The 14,786-nt window shown below is 70.5% G+C and carries 15 protein-coding genes and 1 tRNA gene; 13 read left to right on the top strand and 3 right to left on the bottom strand.

Features of this window, described 5'->3' with window-relative positions:
• Positions 1 to 4 precede the first annotated feature (4 nt).
• The 6 genes from QNO14_RS11895 (at position 5) to arfB (ending at position 6,288) form a co-directional block, all read left to right on the top strand.
• Positions 5 to 991: an alpha/beta hydrolase gene (locus QNO14_RS11895; RefSeq protein ID WP_257505483.1), complete on the top strand. Its 987-nt coding sequence runs from the start codon at positions 5 to 7 to the stop codon at positions 989 to 991.
• A 386-nt stretch (positions 992 to 1,377) separates the two neighbouring features.
• A complete protein-coding gene (locus tag QNO14_RS11890; protein ID WP_257505481.1) occupies positions 1,378 to 2,520 on the top strand; it encodes an ABC transporter permease in 1,143 nt (380 codons plus the stop codon).
• Positions 2,517 to 3,203 (top strand): ABC transporter ATP-binding protein, encoded by a 687-nt coding sequence (locus tag QNO14_RS11885; protein ID WP_257505480.1) that lies wholly within the window; start codon positions 2,517 to 2,519, stop codon positions 3,201 to 3,203. Before QNO14_RS11890 ends, QNO14_RS11885 begins: the two co-directional genes overlap by 4 nt.
• A gap of 123 nt (positions 3,204 to 3,326) precedes the next feature.
• On the top strand, positions 3,327 to 3,905 hold the full coding sequence (locus QNO14_RS11880) for a TetR/AcrR family transcriptional regulator (protein WP_257505479.1): 579 nt from the start codon (positions 3,327 to 3,329) through the stop codon (positions 3,903 to 3,905).
• A gap of 433 nt (positions 3,906 to 4,338) precedes the next feature.
• Positions 4,339 to 5,802 carry a protein adenylyltransferase SelO gene (locus QNO14_RS11875; RefSeq protein WP_257505478.1) on the top strand — a complete coding sequence of 488 codons (1,464 nt, stop codon included), beginning with the start codon at positions 4,339 to 4,341 and terminating at the stop codon, positions 5,800 to 5,802.
• A gap of 48 nt (positions 5,803 to 5,850) precedes the next feature.
• The gene (gene arfB / locus QNO14_RS11870) at positions 5,851 to 6,288 is read left to right on the top strand and encodes an alternative ribosome rescue aminoacyl-tRNA hydrolase ArfB (protein WP_257505477.1); all 438 of its coding nucleotides are present in this window, start codon (positions 5,851 to 5,853) and stop codon (positions 6,286 to 6,288) included.
• Positions 6,289 to 6,328: 40 nt separating this feature from the next.
• Here arfB and QNO14_RS11865 read toward each other — a convergent pair whose 3' ends face one another.
• Positions 6,329 to 6,817, bottom strand: a complete 489-nt coding sequence (locus tag QNO14_RS11865) for a YajQ family cyclic di-GMP-binding protein (RefSeq protein WP_257494105.1) — start codon at positions 6,815 to 6,817, stop codon at positions 6,329 to 6,331.
• A 41-nt stretch (positions 6,818 to 6,858) separates the two neighbouring features.
• Between QNO14_RS11865 and QNO14_RS11860 the strand changes: the two genes are divergently transcribed.
• The 4 genes from QNO14_RS11860 to QNO14_RS11845 all read left to right on the top strand — a co-directional run bounded on the left by QNO14_RS11860 (position 6,859) and on the right by QNO14_RS11845 (position 8,981).
• A complete protein-coding gene (locus tag QNO14_RS11860) occupies positions 6,859 to 7,761 on the top strand; it encodes a bile acid:sodium symporter family protein (RefSeq protein WP_257494106.1) in 903 nt (300 codons plus the stop codon).
• Between the two features lie 10 nt (positions 7,762 to 7,771).
• Positions 7,772 to 8,263 carry an FBP domain-containing protein gene (locus QNO14_RS11855; protein WP_257494108.1) on the top strand — a complete coding sequence of 164 codons (492 nt, stop codon included), beginning with the start codon at positions 7,772 to 7,774 and terminating at the stop codon, positions 8,261 to 8,263.
• An 84-nt stretch (positions 8,264 to 8,347) separates the two neighbouring features.
• A tRNA-Tyr gene (locus QNO14_RS11850) sits at positions 8,348 to 8,429 on the top strand.
• Positions 8,430 to 8,600: 171 nt separating this feature from the next.
• Complete coding sequence (locus QNO14_RS11845; RefSeq protein WP_257505475.1) at positions 8,601 to 8,981, top strand: hypothetical protein; 381 nt, start codon at positions 8,601 to 8,603, stop codon at positions 8,979 to 8,981.
• A 20-nt stretch (positions 8,982 to 9,001) separates the two neighbouring features.
• On the opposite strand, the gene QNO14_RS11840 is transcribed toward QNO14_RS11845, so the two are convergent.
• Together QNO14_RS11840 and QNO14_RS11835 are read right to left on the bottom strand one after the other, a co-directional pair.
• Positions 9,002 to 9,889 carry a ribokinase gene (locus tag QNO14_RS11840; RefSeq protein ID WP_257505473.1) on the bottom strand — a complete coding sequence of 296 codons (888 nt, stop codon included), beginning with the start codon at positions 9,887 to 9,889 and terminating at the stop codon, positions 9,002 to 9,004.
• Positions 9,890 to 9,976: 87 nt separating this feature from the next.
• Entirely contained in the window at positions 9,977 to 10,969 is a 993-nt protein-coding gene (locus QNO14_RS11835) for an NAD-dependent epimerase/dehydratase family protein (RefSeq protein ID WP_257505472.1), read from the bottom strand.
• Positions 10,970 to 11,192: 223 nt separating this feature from the next.
• Here QNO14_RS11835 and QNO14_RS11830 point away from each other — a divergent pair, with 223 nt between their 5' ends.
• The 3 genes from QNO14_RS11830 to QNO14_RS11820 all read left to right on the top strand — a co-directional run bounded on the left by QNO14_RS11830 (position 11,193) and on the right by QNO14_RS11820 (position 14,783).
• The gene (locus QNO14_RS11830) at positions 11,193 to 12,293 is read left to right on the top strand and encodes a hypothetical protein (protein WP_257505471.1); all 1,101 of its coding nucleotides are present in this window, start codon (positions 11,193 to 11,195) and stop codon (positions 12,291 to 12,293) included.
• A gap of 83 nt (positions 12,294 to 12,376) precedes the next feature.
• Complete coding sequence (locus QNO14_RS11825) at positions 12,377 to 13,210, top strand: inositol monophosphatase family protein (protein WP_257505470.1); 834 nt, start codon at positions 12,377 to 12,379, stop codon at positions 13,208 to 13,210.
• A gap of 139 nt (positions 13,211 to 13,349) precedes the next feature.
• Positions 13,350 to 14,783, top strand: coding sequence for a M23 family metallopeptidase (locus tag QNO14_RS11820; protein ID WP_257505469.1), 1,434 nt, complete (start codon positions 13,350 to 13,352; stop codon positions 14,781 to 14,783).
• Positions 14,784 to 14,786 lie beyond the last annotated feature (3 nt).

Here is a 14,786-nt window from a genome sequence, read left to right as displayed (position 1 = left end):
CCCCATGGCGGAACAGTGGACCACCGACATCCTGGGGGCGCCGTTCGAGAGCTTGACCCTGCCCCTGGGGGACGACGACGAAGGTCCGGTGGTCGCGACGCTCGTCCGGAGCCTCCCGTCGTTCACGGCGCGCATGACGCAGCCCTTGCGCGACGTCGATGTGCTCTATGTGCACGGCTGGTCGGACTACTTCTTCCAGAGCGAACTCGCCCGCTTCTGGAATCACCTCGGGGCCCGGTTCCACGCGCTGGACCTGCGCAAGTACGGTCGCAGCCTGCGCGAGGGGCAGACGCCCGGCTACATCAACAGCCTCGACGAGTATGGCGCCGACATCGGCGCGGCGCTCGTGGCGATCGGTCACGCGCCGGGCGCCGGGTCGGGTCGGCGGCTGGTGCTGATGGGGCACTCCACCGGCGGGCTGACACTGACGCTCTGGGCCGCCCGGCACCCGGGTCGCGCATCCGCGCTCGTGCTCAACAGCCCGTGGCTGGAGCTGCAGCTGGGGGCGATCGGACGCCAAGCCATCGCGCCCCTCGTGCAGGTGCGGGCACGGGTGGATCCGCTGGGCACCCACCCGGTGGTCGATCTCGGGTTCTACACGCGCGCGCAGACCGAGCTGGGGTCGCTGCCGGCCGACCCGCCGCGGGCGCAGTGGCGACCGGATCGGGGCTTCGCGACCCACCCGGGATGGCTCGCGGCGATCCTCGAAGGGCACCGCCGGGTGGCAGCAGGGCTGGACGTGGGGTGTCCCGCCCTGGTCATGCTGGCGGCGCGGTCGGCGAACCCCATGGTGTGGTCCCAGGACATGACCTCGACCGACTCGGTGCTGGTCGTCGACGACATCGCCAAGGCGTCCACCCGCATCGGGAAGCGCGTCAGTGTGGAGCGCATCAACGGCGGCATCCATGACCTCTTCCTCTCCAGCGCCGACCCTCGGGCTGAGGCGTATGCCGCCCTGCAGCGGTGGCTCACCCGCGGCGCGCTGCGATGAGCAGTTTCGTACGCTGGAGGCATGAGAGCATCTGAGGGGATGCCGCGGCGGTCGGGAGCCCGACGATGAGCGGGGACCTGCCGCTCAACATGCCGTCCTCATCGCGATCATCGTCATCGCCCTGATCAACCGCAAGAAGGAACAGGTCGCTTCGTGGGTGCTGCCCTCGATCGGCGTGCTCACCGTGATCAACATCCTCCTGGCGACGGTCTGGAAGTAGTCCGCGGCCGGGTCGATCCGGCTGTCCAAGTGATGCCCGCCCCGGTCTCCGGCCGCGGGCGTCGTCGTGCCCGGCTCCTTCCTGAGCGCCCCTTCCATTTTTTGGTGACATACTGTCGGCATCATGTCGACGGGTTGTCGACAAACTTGCGATCAGAAAGACCTTCATGTTCCTTGCCTTGCGCGAACTCAGATTCGCCCGCGGCCGCTTCGCTCTGATGGGCGTCGTGATCGCCCTCATCTCGCTGCTCGTCGTGCTGCTGTCCGGCCTGTCCTCCGGACTCGTCAACGACGGCGTCTCCGGCCTCAAATCCATGCCCGCCTCAGCATTCGCGTTCGACGGTGGCACGAAAGCGGACAACGCGTTCAGTCGTTCCGTCGTCGACGAAGATCAGCTCGTGGCCTGGGACGGTGCCGACGGCATCGCCGAAGCGGAGCCGATGGGCGTCAACATCGTCAACGGCGTCACCGACGACGGCACCCAGATCGACCTCACGCTGTTCGGCGTGCAGACGGATGGTTTCCTCGCACCTCCGGTGTCCTCGGGTGAGGGTATCGGCGTGGCCAACGGCATCGTGGTCTCCGAGCCGATGAAGGACAGCGGCGTCGAGATCGGCACGGTCGTCACCCTCGAGCGCGTCGACGTCGAGCTGACCGTCGTCGGATTCACCGAGGGCCAGGCGACCTTCGGTCACGTCGACGTGGCCTACCTGCCGCTCGACACCTGGAAGCTCATGGCAGCAGGCGCGGCGGTGCCGGGCGCGCCCACGGACGCGCAGCTCGCCGCGGTGGACTTCCCGTACGCCAGCGTCGTCGCGCTGCAGGCCGAGGACGGCGTCACCCCCGACTACGAGGCCATCGACGCCACGGCTGACACCACGACCATGACCCTCACCGAGGCCTTCAACGCCTCCCCGGGTTACGAGGCCGAGACGCTGACGCTCAGCATGATCCAGTTCTTCCTCTACGCCATCTCCGCTCTCGTCGTCGGCGCGTTCTTTACGGTCTGGACCATCCAGCGCAGCCACGATCTCGCGGTGCTGCGTGCCGTCGGCGCGTCCAGCCGCTACCTGCTGCGCGACAGCCTCATGCAGGCCGCCATTCTCCTGGTCGGCTTCACCGCCCTCGGCGTGGCCGCCGGCGTTGGGCTCGGCGCGCTCATGCCGGATGCCATGCCCTTCGCGCTCGAGGCGGCTCCGATCGCCGTGGCATCCGGGCTGACGATCGCGCTCGGTCTCATCGGCGCCGCCGTCGCGGTGCTGCGCATCGTCCGAATCGACCCGCTCCGAGCCCTGGGAGGCCAGCGATGAGCATCGACACCACCCCCGCCCTGCAGATCAGCAACGCCGTGCTCGAGCTCGGCGACGGAGACTCCCGTGTCCGCGCACTCGACGACGTATCGCTGACCGTCATGCCCGGCGAGTTCGTCGCCATCGTGGGCCCGTCCGGCTCGGGCAAGTCGTCGCTGCTGGCGATCGCCGGCGCCCTCGCCAACCCCGACAGCGGGGTGGTGCGCGTGCACGGCACCGACCTGTCGACCCTGTCCAAGCGCAATCGGGCGCGGTTCCGCCTGCGCAACATCGGGTTCGTGTTCCAGTCGGGCAACCTGCTCCCCGCGCTCACCGCAGCCGACCAGCTGCGCCTCGCCGGGCGCCTGGCAAGAAACCGCGACGTCGACCCCGCCCCCGTGCTGGAGTCTGTGGGTATGAGCCACCGTGCCGGTCACCGACCTGGAGAGCTCTCCGGCGGTGAGCGTCAGCGCGTGGGCATCGCCCGCGCTCTGGTGAACCAGCCGAGCCTGCTGCTGGTGGACGAGCCGACGGCGGCGCTGGACCGTCGCCGCAGCCACGAGGTCGTCCAGCTTCTCGCCGACCGGGCGCATGACGCGGGGGTCGCCGTGGTCATGGTCACCCACGACCGCGACGTGCTGGAGCACTGCGACCGCGTGCTCGAGATGGTCGACGGCCGGTTGGGTGCGCCTGTCGCGGCCTGACACCCTCGCGTCCTTCGTCGCCCGCGGCAGCTCCGGCTGTCGCGGGCGACGTGCTCCCTTCAGGACGTTTCACCCGCCGCGCCGCTGCATACGGCCGGCGCCGACGAGGACGATAATTACCGGATGCCCAAGATCACCGCACCGACGGTCGCCGAGCACCGCGCGTCGCAACGCGCCGCACTCGTGCGTGCGGGCGAGGAGCTTCTGCAGGAGGTGGGGCTGACCGGGGTGACCCCGGGAAGCGTGTCCGAGCGCGCCGGCATGAAGCGATCGAGCTTCTACGACTACTTCCCGTCGAAAGACGATCTGCTCGTCGCGATCGCGATCGACGCGATCGAGCGATGGGATGCCGACATCGAGCAGACCCTGGAGGGCGCCGAGCGTGGCCTTCCCGAACTGCGCGCGTTCGTGGATGCGACGATGCGGATGACCGCCGACGGGCGGCACACCATCGCCGGGTCGCTGCGCGACGCGAACCTGAGCCCGAGCCGCATGGAAGACCTCATGACGCTGCACGACGCGCTCATGCGGCCCCTCACCCGCGTGCTGGAGGATCTCGGGCTGCCGGCATCCCCGTCGACCGTGGCGCTCGTGCAAGGGGTGCTCGGCGCCGGTGTGCAGCTGGTGACGCACGGTGTCGAGCCGCAGGCCGCGGCCGACGAGGTCTACGGGCTGCTCACCCGCGGCATCATCCGCTCCTGACCCGCCGCTGCGCGCGGCACCGCGTGCACAACGTCGCCGATCCGCCCGGTGTGGTGCGGTACAGGGCAGTGATCTGCCGCGAGTGCAGAGGGTTGCCGACGTTGTGCACGCCGCGGCTCTGCCGCACTCGATCGCCGGGCGCCGGGCGCCGGGCGCCGGGTGCCGGGCGCCGGGCGCGCCGGTCGCCGAGAGCCGACCCGCCGACCCCGCGTGCACAACGTCGCCGATCCGCTCGCACCGGTGCTGCGCGGGCCCGGGAGGTGCCCGGTGCACGTGGGATTGCCGACGTTGTGCACGCCGGTGCCCGGTGTCGCCCCGCGCCCCGCGCCACCGCCGACCCCGCCGACCCGCCGACCATCCCACGCCCGGCGCCCGGCGGCCCTGCGCCGCACCAACCGGCCCTCACCCGCCGCGCCGCGCGTAGCCTGGAAACATGAGCCTTGCGCCGCAGACCGCCGTCGACCTCGGCTCGCGGTTCGCCCGCGAGCTGCCGGAGCTGGCCGTGCCGTGGGCCGCCGCCGAGTTTCCCGATGCGCGACTTCTGGTGCTGAACGAGCCGCTCGCCGCCGAGCTCGGGCTCGACCCCGAAGCGCTCCACACCCCCGACGGCATCGCGCTGCTCACCGGCAATCGCGTCCCCGAGACCGCGGCCCCCGTCGCGCAGGCCTACGCCGGGCATCAGTTCGGGGGATACTCCCCGCGCCTCGGCGACGGGCGCGCGCTGCTGCTCGGCGAGGTCGTCGACACCCACGGCCGCCTGCGCGACCTGCACCTCAAGGGGTCAGGTCCCACGCCCTTCGCGCGCGGCGGCGATGGGTTCGCGGCTGTCGGCCCGATGCTGCGCGAGTACGTGATCAGTGAAGCCATGCATGCCCTCGGCGTGCCGACCACGCGCGCGCTCGCCGTGACCGCAACGGGGCTGGACGTGCAGCGCGAGACGGTGCTCCCTGGCGCGGTGCTCGCCCGGGTCGCGCTGAGCCACCTGCGCGTGGGGACGTTCCAGTACGCAGCCTCGACCGGTGACGGTGAACTGGTGCGGCGCCTGGTCGCCCACTCGATCGACCGGCACTACCCGCACCTGGCCGATGCCGAGAACCCGTCGCTCGCGCTCCTCGGCGCCGTGATCGACGCGCAGGCGTCGCTCATCGCCCGCTGGATGCTGCTCGGTTTCGTCCACGGCGTGATGAACACAGACAACGTCACGATCTCCGGCGAGACGATCGACTACGGCCCCTGCGCCTTCATGGATGCCTTCGACGCGGCATCCGTCTACAGCTCGATCGACCGGCAGGGGCGCTACGCGTTCGGGCGGCAGCCGCTGATCGGAGAGTGGAACCTCGCCCGCTTCGCCGAAGCCCTGCTGACGACAATCGACGCCGACACCGACCGTTCGATCGAGCTGGCCCAGGATGAGCTCGGGCGGTTCCGCGACGCGTACAACGCGGCCTGGTTCAGCGGGATGCTCGACAAGCTCGGCATCCCGGCGGACGCCGACCAGGAGATGACCACGCCGCTTCTGACCGACTTGCTCGATCTGCTGCAGATCAGCCGCGTCGACTACACGGGGTTCTTCCGCCGGTTGAGCGCCGTCGCGCGCGGAGACGCCGCGGGCACCCGCGCGCTCTTCGCCGACCCCGGTCCGTTCGACCTGTGGGCGGAGCGCTGGCTGGGTCTTGGTCCCGACTCCGACGCGATGGATGCCGCGAACCCCGTCTACATCCCGCGCAACCACCTCGTTGAAGAGGCGCTGGATGCCGCGACCGGCGGCGACCTCGCACTGTTCGAGCAGCTGGTCGCGGCGGTGACCTCGCCGTTCACCGAGCGAGCCGGTCTCGAGCGCTACGCCGAGCCGGCCCCCGACGCCTTCGGCCCGTATCGCACCTTCTGCGGGACCTGAGACCCGCTCTCTCGCGCGCACAAGCGCGCGCGGGAGGATGATGGAACGATGCCTGCTCCCCACCGCCCGGGCCTGCGGGTCTCGGCGCGCCTCACGATCCCCGAGTCCGAGCTGTCGTGGCGGTTCTCGCGGTCGTCCGGGCCGGGCGGGCAAGGCGTGAACACGGCGGACTCGCGCGCGGAACTGGTCTGGGATGCCGCCGGCTCGAGTGCCCTCTCGTCAGCTCAGCGGGATCTCCTGCTCGAGCGATTGGGGGGTCGGCTCGTGGGCGGCGTCCTTACGATCGCGGCATCCGAGCATCGCGCCCAGCTGCGCAACAGGGATGCCGCGCGCGAGCGCCTCGCCGCCGTCGTCGCCGAGGCGCTGCGACCGCCGCCGCCGAAGCGCCGGCCGACGACGCCCAGTCGTGGCGCGAAGCAGCGCCGCCTCGACGCGAAGCAGCGGCGCACCGGCATCAAGCAGCTGCGTCGGCCGCCCGTCGACTGATCCGCCGCGCCCGCCGCCCGGCGGAAGCCCGCGGCCGGCCTCAGCGGTAGTTGATGAACTGCAGGTCGACGTCGAGGTCGGCCGCCTTCAGCAGTCGCTGAACTTCCTGCAGGTCGTCGCGGCTCTTGGACTGCACCCGCAGCTCGTCGCCCTGGATCTGCGACTTCACCGACTTCGGGCCCTCGTCGCGGATGAGCTTGCCGATCTTCTTGGCGTTCTCCTGCGAGATGCCTTCCTTCAGCGTGGAGACGATGCGGTACTCACGACCGCTGGGGGTGGGGTCGCCCGTCTCGAGGCTCTTCAGCGAGATGCCGCGCTTGATCAGCTTCGACTGGAACACGTCGAGCACGGCCTTCGCGCGGTCCTCGCTGTTGGCCTTGATGAGGATCGACTCGCCGCTCCACTCGATCGAGGCGTCAGTGCCCTTGAAGTCGTAGCGCTGCTCGACCTCTTTGCGTGCCTGGTTCAGGGCGTTGTCCGCCTCCTGGCGGTCGATCTTCGAAACGATGTCAAAGGAGGAATCAGCCATGTCGTGAGTCTACCGAGCGGGGCGTCGGGCACTATGTGTCCATGGGATCAGCGTTGACCACCATCGGATTGCCCGTCGCCCTCGGCATCATCATGTTCGGCTTGGGCCTGAGCCTCACCCTGCGCGACTTCGCGCGGGTCGCGAAGCAGCCGAAGGCGGTGATCGTCGCGCTGGCGTGCCAGCTGGTGCTGCTGCCGGCGATCTGCTTCGGCCTGGTGCTTCTGTTCCGGCTGCCGCCCGTGCTGGCCGTCGGCATGATGATGCTGGCCGCATCGCCCGGCGGCACCACCGCCAACCTCTACAGCCATCTCTTCCGCGGCGACATCGCCCTCAACATCTCGCTGACGGCGATCAACTCCGTCATCGCGGTGGTGACCCTGCCGGTCATCACGAACCTCGCCATCGCCTACTTCGATCCGTTCGACGGAGAGCTGGGCATGCAATGGGGCAAGACGGCGGAGGTGTTCGCGATCGTGCTGCTGCCGGTGGCCGCCGGCATGCTCGTGCGGCGCGTGTGGCCGCGTTTCGCCGACGGCATGGACAAGCCGGTGCGCATCGTCTCGGTGGTGGTTCTGATCGTGGTGATCGCCGGAGCCGTGGCATCCAACTGGGACCTTCTCATCGAGAACGTCGCGAGTCTCGCGCTCATCACCGTGCTGTTCTGCCTCGTGAGCCTCGCGGTGGGATACGTCGTGCCGCGGCTGCTCAAAGTGGGCAAGCGCCAGGCGGTCGCGTCGTCGTTCGAGATCGGCATCCACAACGCCACCCTCGCGATCGTCATCGCCCAGACCGTGCTCGGTTCGATGGAGCTGAGCCTGCCTGCCGCGGTGTACGGCGTGCTGATGTTCTTCATCGCCTTCGGATTCGGCTTCCTCATCCGAGACCGGCGATCGGCGGCATCCGCTGTGCCCAGGGAGGGTGTCGCGACCGACGTGCGTTCGTAGACTGGCATCCATGCGTGCCCTCACCGAGGACGAACTGCGCGCCGCGTTCGTCAACGCCGGCCCCGACGACCTGCGGCTGGTGGCCGTGCCAGCCGACTTCCTGTTCGCCGACTGGGACCACCTCGACTTCTATGCGTGGCGCGACCCGCGCACACGCAGTCGCGGGTACGTGGTGGCCGAAGTCGAGGGTCAGCTGGCCGGCGTGGTGCTGCGCGCGGCGGACGGCTCGAGCCGGGCGCGGTCGGCCATGTGCAACCTGTGCCACACGATGCAGCCCGCCAACCAGGTGACGCTGTTCACCGCTCGGAAGGCGGGGGATGCCGGCGCCCACGGCGACAGCATCGGCACCTATATCTGCGCCGATCTGTCGTGCCACGAGAACGTACGGTTGGCTGCCCCGCTTGCTCCGAGCGAGATCCGCGCGAGCGTCGACCGCCGCATCGACGGCACCCGCCAGCGCACCGAGGCGTTCGTCGCGCGGGTGCTCGAGACCGCCGCCTGACTCGATTTCGGCGACCCGCCTCGACCGGGTACGATAGACAATCGCGCCTCCGATCGACTGGAAAAGCCGGTCGGGTGCGCACCTGGCGAGTTACCCAAGCGGCCAAAGGGATCTGACTGTAAATCAGCCGGCGTAGCCTTCGGGGGTTCGAATCCCTCACTCGCCACGGATGTGATGTCCCGCGACATGTGTCTCATATGTCGCGGGACATCTGTCATTTCCGGGGCCATCTTCCGGGCGGGGTGAGCTGGTTCCCTTCGAGACGCCGGCAGGTCCGTGAGATCCCCCGGACAGCCGATGCAGTACGGTCGACCTACCGGGCAGAGGGGGCTGAGCGATGGACCGAAGACGAACCGTCCGAGCGGTGGTGTTCCCCATCCTCATCCTCTGGTGGGTGTTCACCGGACTCTTCATCGCGAGCTTCTATGGGGGGCCGGCCGCCGTCGGCGAGGAGCGCGCGTGCATCGAACGGCACGTGGAGCTCGGCCTCGATCGCACGCTCACCGTCGAGGGAAGCTGGCAGCTTTTCCCACTCGGGCTCACGTGCTCGTTCACGAGGCCCTCAGGCGAGCAGGTCGTCTACGGTCCCGACATGGTGCCGACGGCGCTTCTGGTGACGGGGATCGTCCTGACCGTCGTGGGCGCCGTCGCCCTGATCGTCTCGCACCGTGACCCCGAACGTCAGCAGCAGCGTCGAGTGGGCCGTCGCCCCCGATAGGTGACCCCTCCGGCGCAGGATCAGAGCAGCGCTTCGACCTGTGTCCAGGTCGGCATCGATGTGGAGGCGCCCGGCCTCGTGACGGCGATCGACGCGGCGACCGTCGCCGCATGCAGTGCGCGCTCCAGCGACTCACCGAGACTCAGCCGGGCGACGAGCACACCGGCGAACGTGTCGCCGGCGCCCGTCGTGTCGACCGCTTCGACGACGCGCGGCGCGACGTCGAAGAGGATGCCACCGCCCTGTGCGACCGTCGCGCCCCGCGGGCCGCGTGTCATGACGACGAGCCCCGCCATGCTGCTCAGCGCGGCGGCGGCATCGCGGTCGTCGTCCAGCCCCGCGAGCGCGCACGCCTCGCCGGAGTTGGGAATGAGGATGTCGGTGTTCTCCAGCAGCAGCGGCTCGAGTGGCTGAGCGGGTGCGGGCGTCAGCACGGTGCGCACGCCGGCCGCCCGCGCCAGGGCGAACGCCTCGGAGACAAGGTCGAGCGGGCGCTCCAGCTGCGCGACGAGGTAGCGCGCACGTGTGATGGTGACGCGGGAGGCCTTGTCGAGCTGCCGCACGGCGGCGTTGGCGCCGGGCACGATCACGATGGAGTTCTCACCGTCACCCAGGACGGCGATGTGCGCGGTGCCGGTCGGCACGTCGACGCCGATGAGCCCTTCGGTCGCGACCCCGTCGGCCTGCAGCGCCTCGCGCAGCTGAGTGCCGAACGCGTCGCGGCCGACGGCTCCCAGAAACACGACCTCGGCGCCGGTCCGCGCTGCCGCTATCGCCTGATTGAGTCCCTTGCCACCGGGGACGGTCGTGAAAGACGAGCCGAACATCGTCTCCCCGGGCTGCGGGAGACGCGGCTGACGCACCACGAGATCGAGATTGGCGCTGCCCAGCACGACGACGGAACTCATGCTCGCGACAGTAGATCCCTCAGCGTGGTCGACGCGAACGCGACTCCGGCCCGCGCGGATGCCGTGGGCCGGAGTCGGTCGCGCGGCTCAGGCGACCGGAGTGCGCGAAGCCACGCACACCCGCAGGCTCTCGCGGATCGCGGCCTCGACATCCTCCGGCCCGTAGCCGAGCGCCGCCTGCACGGGTTCCGGGTCGATGTAGGCGAAGCGCTCCTGCACGCGGGTGGCATCCGCCTGGTGCATGCCGTGCTCGATGCCGCGGGCGGCTTCGGCCTCGTCGTACGCCGTCATGCCGGGGAGGAACGCCTCGGCAGGCAGGGGCGTCACGCGGGCCGGGTCCATGCCCGCTTCCTCGGCGATCATGCGGTGGAAGTCCGCATAGGTCATGTTGATGCCGCCGAGCGCGTAGGTCTTGCCGTGCTCGCCCCGTTCGATCGCTCCGCGTGCGGCCTTGGCCACCTGGCCGGTGGTGATCATGACGGTTCCGCCGGCCGGCACGGCGATGGGGGAGTCCTCGGGGACGGCGGCATCCATCGCCAGGAACATGCTCCACAGCGGCACGGCGTCGGGCATGGTGCCGAAGATCCAGGGGAGGCGCAGCGACGTCACCGTCATTGCGCCGTCGCCCTCGAGGAAGGCGACCTGCTCCTGCAGCAGGCGGGTGCGGACGTAGCCCGCGTTCTCGCGCAGGCCGAGCTCGGGCCAGCGCTCGGCGAACTCGGCGAAGTAGGAGCCGTAGACGACGAACGAGCGCACGCCGGACTGCCGGGCCAGGCGCGCCATGCGCTGGGTGGGCAGCACGTTCGCGCGGTAGAAGAAGCCGGCCGCGGGCGCCTGCGGGGCGACGCGCTCGTCCACACCGGCGGCGTAGGCGACGGCGTCGACGCCGTCGAGCAGCGCGAGCAGCTCGTCGTCGGATGCCGCGGCGACGTCGCAGTACACGTAGCGCACGCCCTCGAGCGGGTGAGCGGTCTCGGGTGGCAGTGAGATCGAGAGCACGTCATAGCCGTGCGCGAGCAGCTCCTGCGCCGTGGCCCGCCCGAGAAGGCCGGTGCCGCCGATGATCGCAACTGTGGACATGATGTATCCCTTCGTGATGGGTCAGTTCGCAGTTGTCGTCTACGCAGCTGGCCTGTGGTCTGACCACACTCTATCCCTTTCCTATGCGCTGCGCGACGGCGTGGCGGCCGGAGAGAATGCGCCCACGCGCCGGGCGCGGCATTATACGTCTCGTGGCCTGCGCGCTCGTCGCATGTCAGGATGGGGGGATGCCGCGGTGTCGCGCCGCGGGAGAGGACCGACGATGACCCAGCCCATCACCAGCCCCGCTTCCGCCAAGCTGCTGCGCGCCGCAATCTGGGTCGCGATCGGCGCCCTGATCGCCGCGGCGCTCGTCTGCGTCGTCTGGGTGCTGTTCGGTCCGGAGGAGCGGCTCGTCGCTCGTGCGTTCCTCACCATCCTGCTGCTGGCGGGCTTCGCCGGCGTCGCGATCCTCGAGGCCCGACTGGCGCCCAGCCGTCCGGCCTGGTTCGCGCTGGCGAGCATGGCCACCTGGGTCGTCACGCTGCTGATCGGCGCGTTCATGATCTGGATGCCGGAGCCGGACCGCTACTTCGGAGTCGGGGTCGACCGGTTCTTCCGATTCCTGCTGATCGTGTTGATCCTGCAGTTGGCACTGCTGCACGTGCGACTGTTCACCAAGGCGCACGCCCGCTACACGACGAGCTTCACCACGATCGTGACGTATGTCACCATCGCTCTCGTCGTCATCCTGGCCGTCATGCTGGTGGTGCCGCTCATGCTGTCGGACTACCTCGATTTCGAGGCGATCTACTGGCGCATCGTCGTCGCCCTGGCCATTCTGGCGGCCGTCGGCACCGCGCTCGTCCCGCTCGTGAATGTGCTCTTCGCGCCGAAGCGAGAGCGTCCCAAGGCGGCGGTCCACGCTGCAGCGCAGGCGCAGCCGCAGGTCCCGCAGTGGCCCACGTACGCCGACGGCTTCACGCCGCTGCCGGTCATGCCCGACGGCTCGCCCGACTGGAACGCGTACTACACCGGTCACCCCACCTATGCGCAGCAGCACTACGCCGCAGCCCCCGGCCCGCAGGCGATCACACCGCCGCCGGCGTACGAGGGGTACACCGCTCAGCCCGCCCCCGAGGAGAGCGCCGGCTGGCCGACGCCGCAGCAGGCGCAGCCGCAGCCCGAGGATCACGCGCCCGCGGGCGCGGTGCTGCGCGAGCAGCCGGGGGTCGAGGACGACCGGCCGTCCGAAGAGACGCGCCCGTCGACCCGAGCGGCCGAACAGCCCACGATCGAGGGGCAGGATGCCGCTGCTCCCGCGCCCGACGCCGACGGCTTCCCGCCGGTGCCGCCGCGCCCGCCCCTGCCCCCGCGCCCTTGAGGCCGACACGCGGACGGTCGACGACACGTGCGCGGACCTGACGTGAGAGAGGCGACGCTCGGCGTGCGCGTAGCGTGGAGCGCATGAGCCTGCAGCAGGAACTGGGAGCACTCGCCGTCGACATCGCCCAGGAGGCGGGTGCGCTCGCGCGCCGACGCCGAGAACAGGGGGTGTCGATCGCGGCGAGCAAGTCCGCGCTCGCCGACATCGTCACCGAGGCCGACCGTGAGGTGGAGAACCTGATCCGGGACCGGATCGCCGCCGCCCGGCCGGGGGACGGGTTCCTCGGCGAGGAGAGCGCGGCGGACGAGGGCAGCACCGGCATCACGTGGGTCGTGGATCCCATCGACGGCACCGTGAACTACGCCTACGGCATCCCCTCTTACGCCGTCAGCATCGCCGCGGTCTCCGGCCGACCCGAGCCCCGTACGTGGCAGGCACTCGCGGGGGTGGTCCACGCCCCGGCGCTGGGCGAGCTGTTCCACGTCGTGCGCGGCGAGGGCGCCTGGGTGGGAGGGCAGCGGCTGCAGGTGAACGGGGTACTGAATCCGGCGGGATCTCTGCTGGGCACCGGATTCGGCTATGACCCGGCCACCCACGCCGCTCAGCTCGAGCTGCTCGGGCGGGTCATGCCGCTCGCGCGCGACATCCGCCGCATCGGCGCGGCGTCGCTCGATCTGGCTTACGTCGCCGCGGGGCGCCTGGACGGATACTTCGAGCGCGGACTGCACCCGTGGGACCACGCCGCCGGGGTCCTGCTGGTCGAAGAGGCCGGCGGGGTCGCCGCGGGGGCGCCGGGCGGCGCACCCACCCGAGAGATGACGATCGCGGGCAACGCCGAACTCGTTGCCAGGCTTTCGGCGATCATTTTCGCCGATACCCACGAGGACAATGCGACGACTCCCGCAGCGGGCTGAACGCGACCTGGCATTCCACGTCTGGGCGGGGTAGTGTTTACCCGATCGTTACTTTTCTCACCCGAATGACAAAGGTGACGTCACCCCCCACCCGAAGACGTCCCTCGTCCCCCGAGCGGCCGACCCGAGAGCCCCCGATTTGACCCTCGACGCCCCAACGGCCGTTGCCGCGCCTCTGCGCCGCTCCAGCCGTACCGTCATCACGCCTGCGCCGCAGCCGGAGCCCGCGCTGACCCGCGCTGAGCTGCGCCGCCGCGCCGCCCAGCGTGCCGACGCGCAGAAGGCGCCCGTCGATGAGGCCCCTGCAGCGAACCCCGCAGGGGATGCCGCCCCGAGCGGGCGCTCGCCCGAGGTCGCGACGGCGGATGCCGCGCAGACGCAGGCCGCGGAGCTGGCCGTCTTCATGGTCGCCGCCGCAGCCGCGCAGCTGCCGGTCGCGCTGGCGAACACCGCCGCCGTGATCGGCGACGTCCACGACGGCGCCGAGTCGTCCGCCGCGGCATCCACCCCGACGACATGCACGGTGGCGACGGTCACCGCCCCGACCTCGCGGCGGGCCCGTCGCGCAGCCTCGCGGCCGTCCGCGCCCTCAGCGCACACCTCGGCGCCGAATATGGCCCCCGAAGCGCCCGCCGTGCACGTCGGCGACGCGGACAGGGCGTCCGACGCGGGTGGTGCATCCGGGTCGCGCGAGCTCGCGGCCGACGCGTTCGAACGGGCGGTGCAGCTGTTCTGCTCCGAGGGTGTGGCGCATGCCGCGCCGACCGCAGTGGCGCCACAGCGTCCCCGCCCCGCGACCGTTGTCGACACGGTCGACGCCGCACGCGCGCCGCGCTGGGCGTCGGCCCGCAGGCGGCTCGCGACGGCATCCGTGTCCCTCGGAGCGATGAGCGTGGTCGGCCTGCTCGCGGTCGGCCTGACCACCCCGGCCGGAGCGCTGACGACGGTTGCCGACCGCACGTCCGGTGCCGCCGCAACGACGTCGCTGGCGGCTGCTGCTTCCCCCGCAGGGGAAGACGAGGAGATCCAGGCGTTCGTCTCATCGGCCTCCACGGAGAGCGTGGACCTCGCACGCTCCGAGACGTACTCGACCGCGACGATGGCCGACCTGGCGGCGGGCTCGGGCGTTCGCAATTTCGACAACTCGTTCCTGAACAACCCGAACTCGCCCGTGCAGTGGCCGTTCCCCGTCGGCGTGCCCTACACCTGGGGGTTCCAGATGCGCGACGGCTCCATGCACCACGGCGTCGACTTCGTGCCGGGCGCCGGAGCGGAGATCCACTCGATCGCCGACGGCACCGTGCGCATCGCGACTGAGGCCGGCGGTTTGTTCGGCGTGCACGTCGTCGTGGACCACGTCATCGACGGCGAGCTCGTTTCCAGCCACTACGCGCACATGGAATACGGCTCGCTCCGGGTGAAGGTGGGCGACACCGTCAAGGTGGGCGACGTGCTGGGCACGGTCGGCGACACGGGATACTCGTTCGGCGCGCACCTGCACTTCGAGGTGTGGCAGAACGGGACGACGAAGGTGGACCCCCTGGAATGGATGCACGAGCACACGGCGGGATGAGCT

The organism is Microbacterium sp. zg-Y625, assembly GCF_030246925.1.
GTDB lineage: Bacteria > Actinomycetota > Actinomycetes > Actinomycetales > Microbacteriaceae > Microbacterium > Microbacterium jiangjiandongii.
Note: the sequence above shows the minus strand (reverse complement) of the source record. Positions and strands in the feature narration are given on the sequence as shown.

Bases quoted from the DNA above. Each gene is read 5' to 3' on its own strand.
- QNO14_RS11895 (WP_257505483.1), top strand. From the start codon at position 5: ATGGCGGAACAGTGGACCACCGACATCCTGGGGGCGCCGTTCGAGAGC.
- QNO14_RS11890 (WP_257505481.1), top strand. From the start codon at position 1,378: ATGTTCCTTGCCTTGCGCGAACTCAGATTCGCCCGCGGCCGCTTCGCT.
- QNO14_RS11885 (WP_257505480.1), top strand. From the start codon at position 2,517: ATGAGCATCGACACCACCCCCGCCCTGCAGATCAGCAACGCCGTGCTC.
- QNO14_RS11880 (WP_257505479.1), top strand. From the start codon at position 3,327: ATGCCCAAGATCACCGCACCGACGGTCGCCGAGCACCGCGCGTCGCAA.
- QNO14_RS11875 (WP_257505478.1), top strand. From the start codon at position 4,339: ATGAGCCTTGCGCCGCAGACCGCCGTCGACCTCGGCTCGCGGTTCGCC.
- arfB (WP_257505477.1), top strand. From the start codon at position 5,851: ATGCCTGCTCCCCACCGCCCGGGCCTGCGGGTCTCGGCGCGCCTCACG.
- QNO14_RS11865 (WP_257494105.1), bottom strand. From the start codon at position 6,817: ATGGCTGATTCCTCCTTTGACATCGTTTCGAAGATCGACCGCCAGGAG.
- QNO14_RS11860 (WP_257494106.1), top strand. From the start codon at position 6,859: ATGGGATCAGCGTTGACCACCATCGGATTGCCCGTCGCCCTCGGCATC.
- QNO14_RS11855 (WP_257494108.1), top strand. From the start codon at position 7,772: ATGCGTGCCCTCACCGAGGACGAACTGCGCGCCGCGTTCGTCAACGCC.
- QNO14_RS11845 (WP_257505475.1), top strand. From the start codon at position 8,601: ATGGACCGAAGACGAACCGTCCGAGCGGTGGTGTTCCCCATCCTCATC.
- QNO14_RS11840 (WP_257505473.1), bottom strand. From the start codon at position 9,889: ATGAGTTCCGTCGTCGTGCTGGGCAGCGCCAATCTCGATCTCGTGGTG.
- QNO14_RS11835 (WP_257505472.1), bottom strand. From the start codon at position 10,969: ATGTCCACAGTTGCGATCATCGGCGGCACCGGCCTTCTCGGGCGGGCC.
- QNO14_RS11830 (WP_257505471.1), top strand. From the start codon at position 11,193: ATGACCCAGCCCATCACCAGCCCCGCTTCCGCCAAGCTGCTGCGCGCC.
- QNO14_RS11825 (WP_257505470.1), top strand. From the start codon at position 12,377: ATGAGCCTGCAGCAGGAACTGGGAGCACTCGCCGTCGACATCGCCCAG.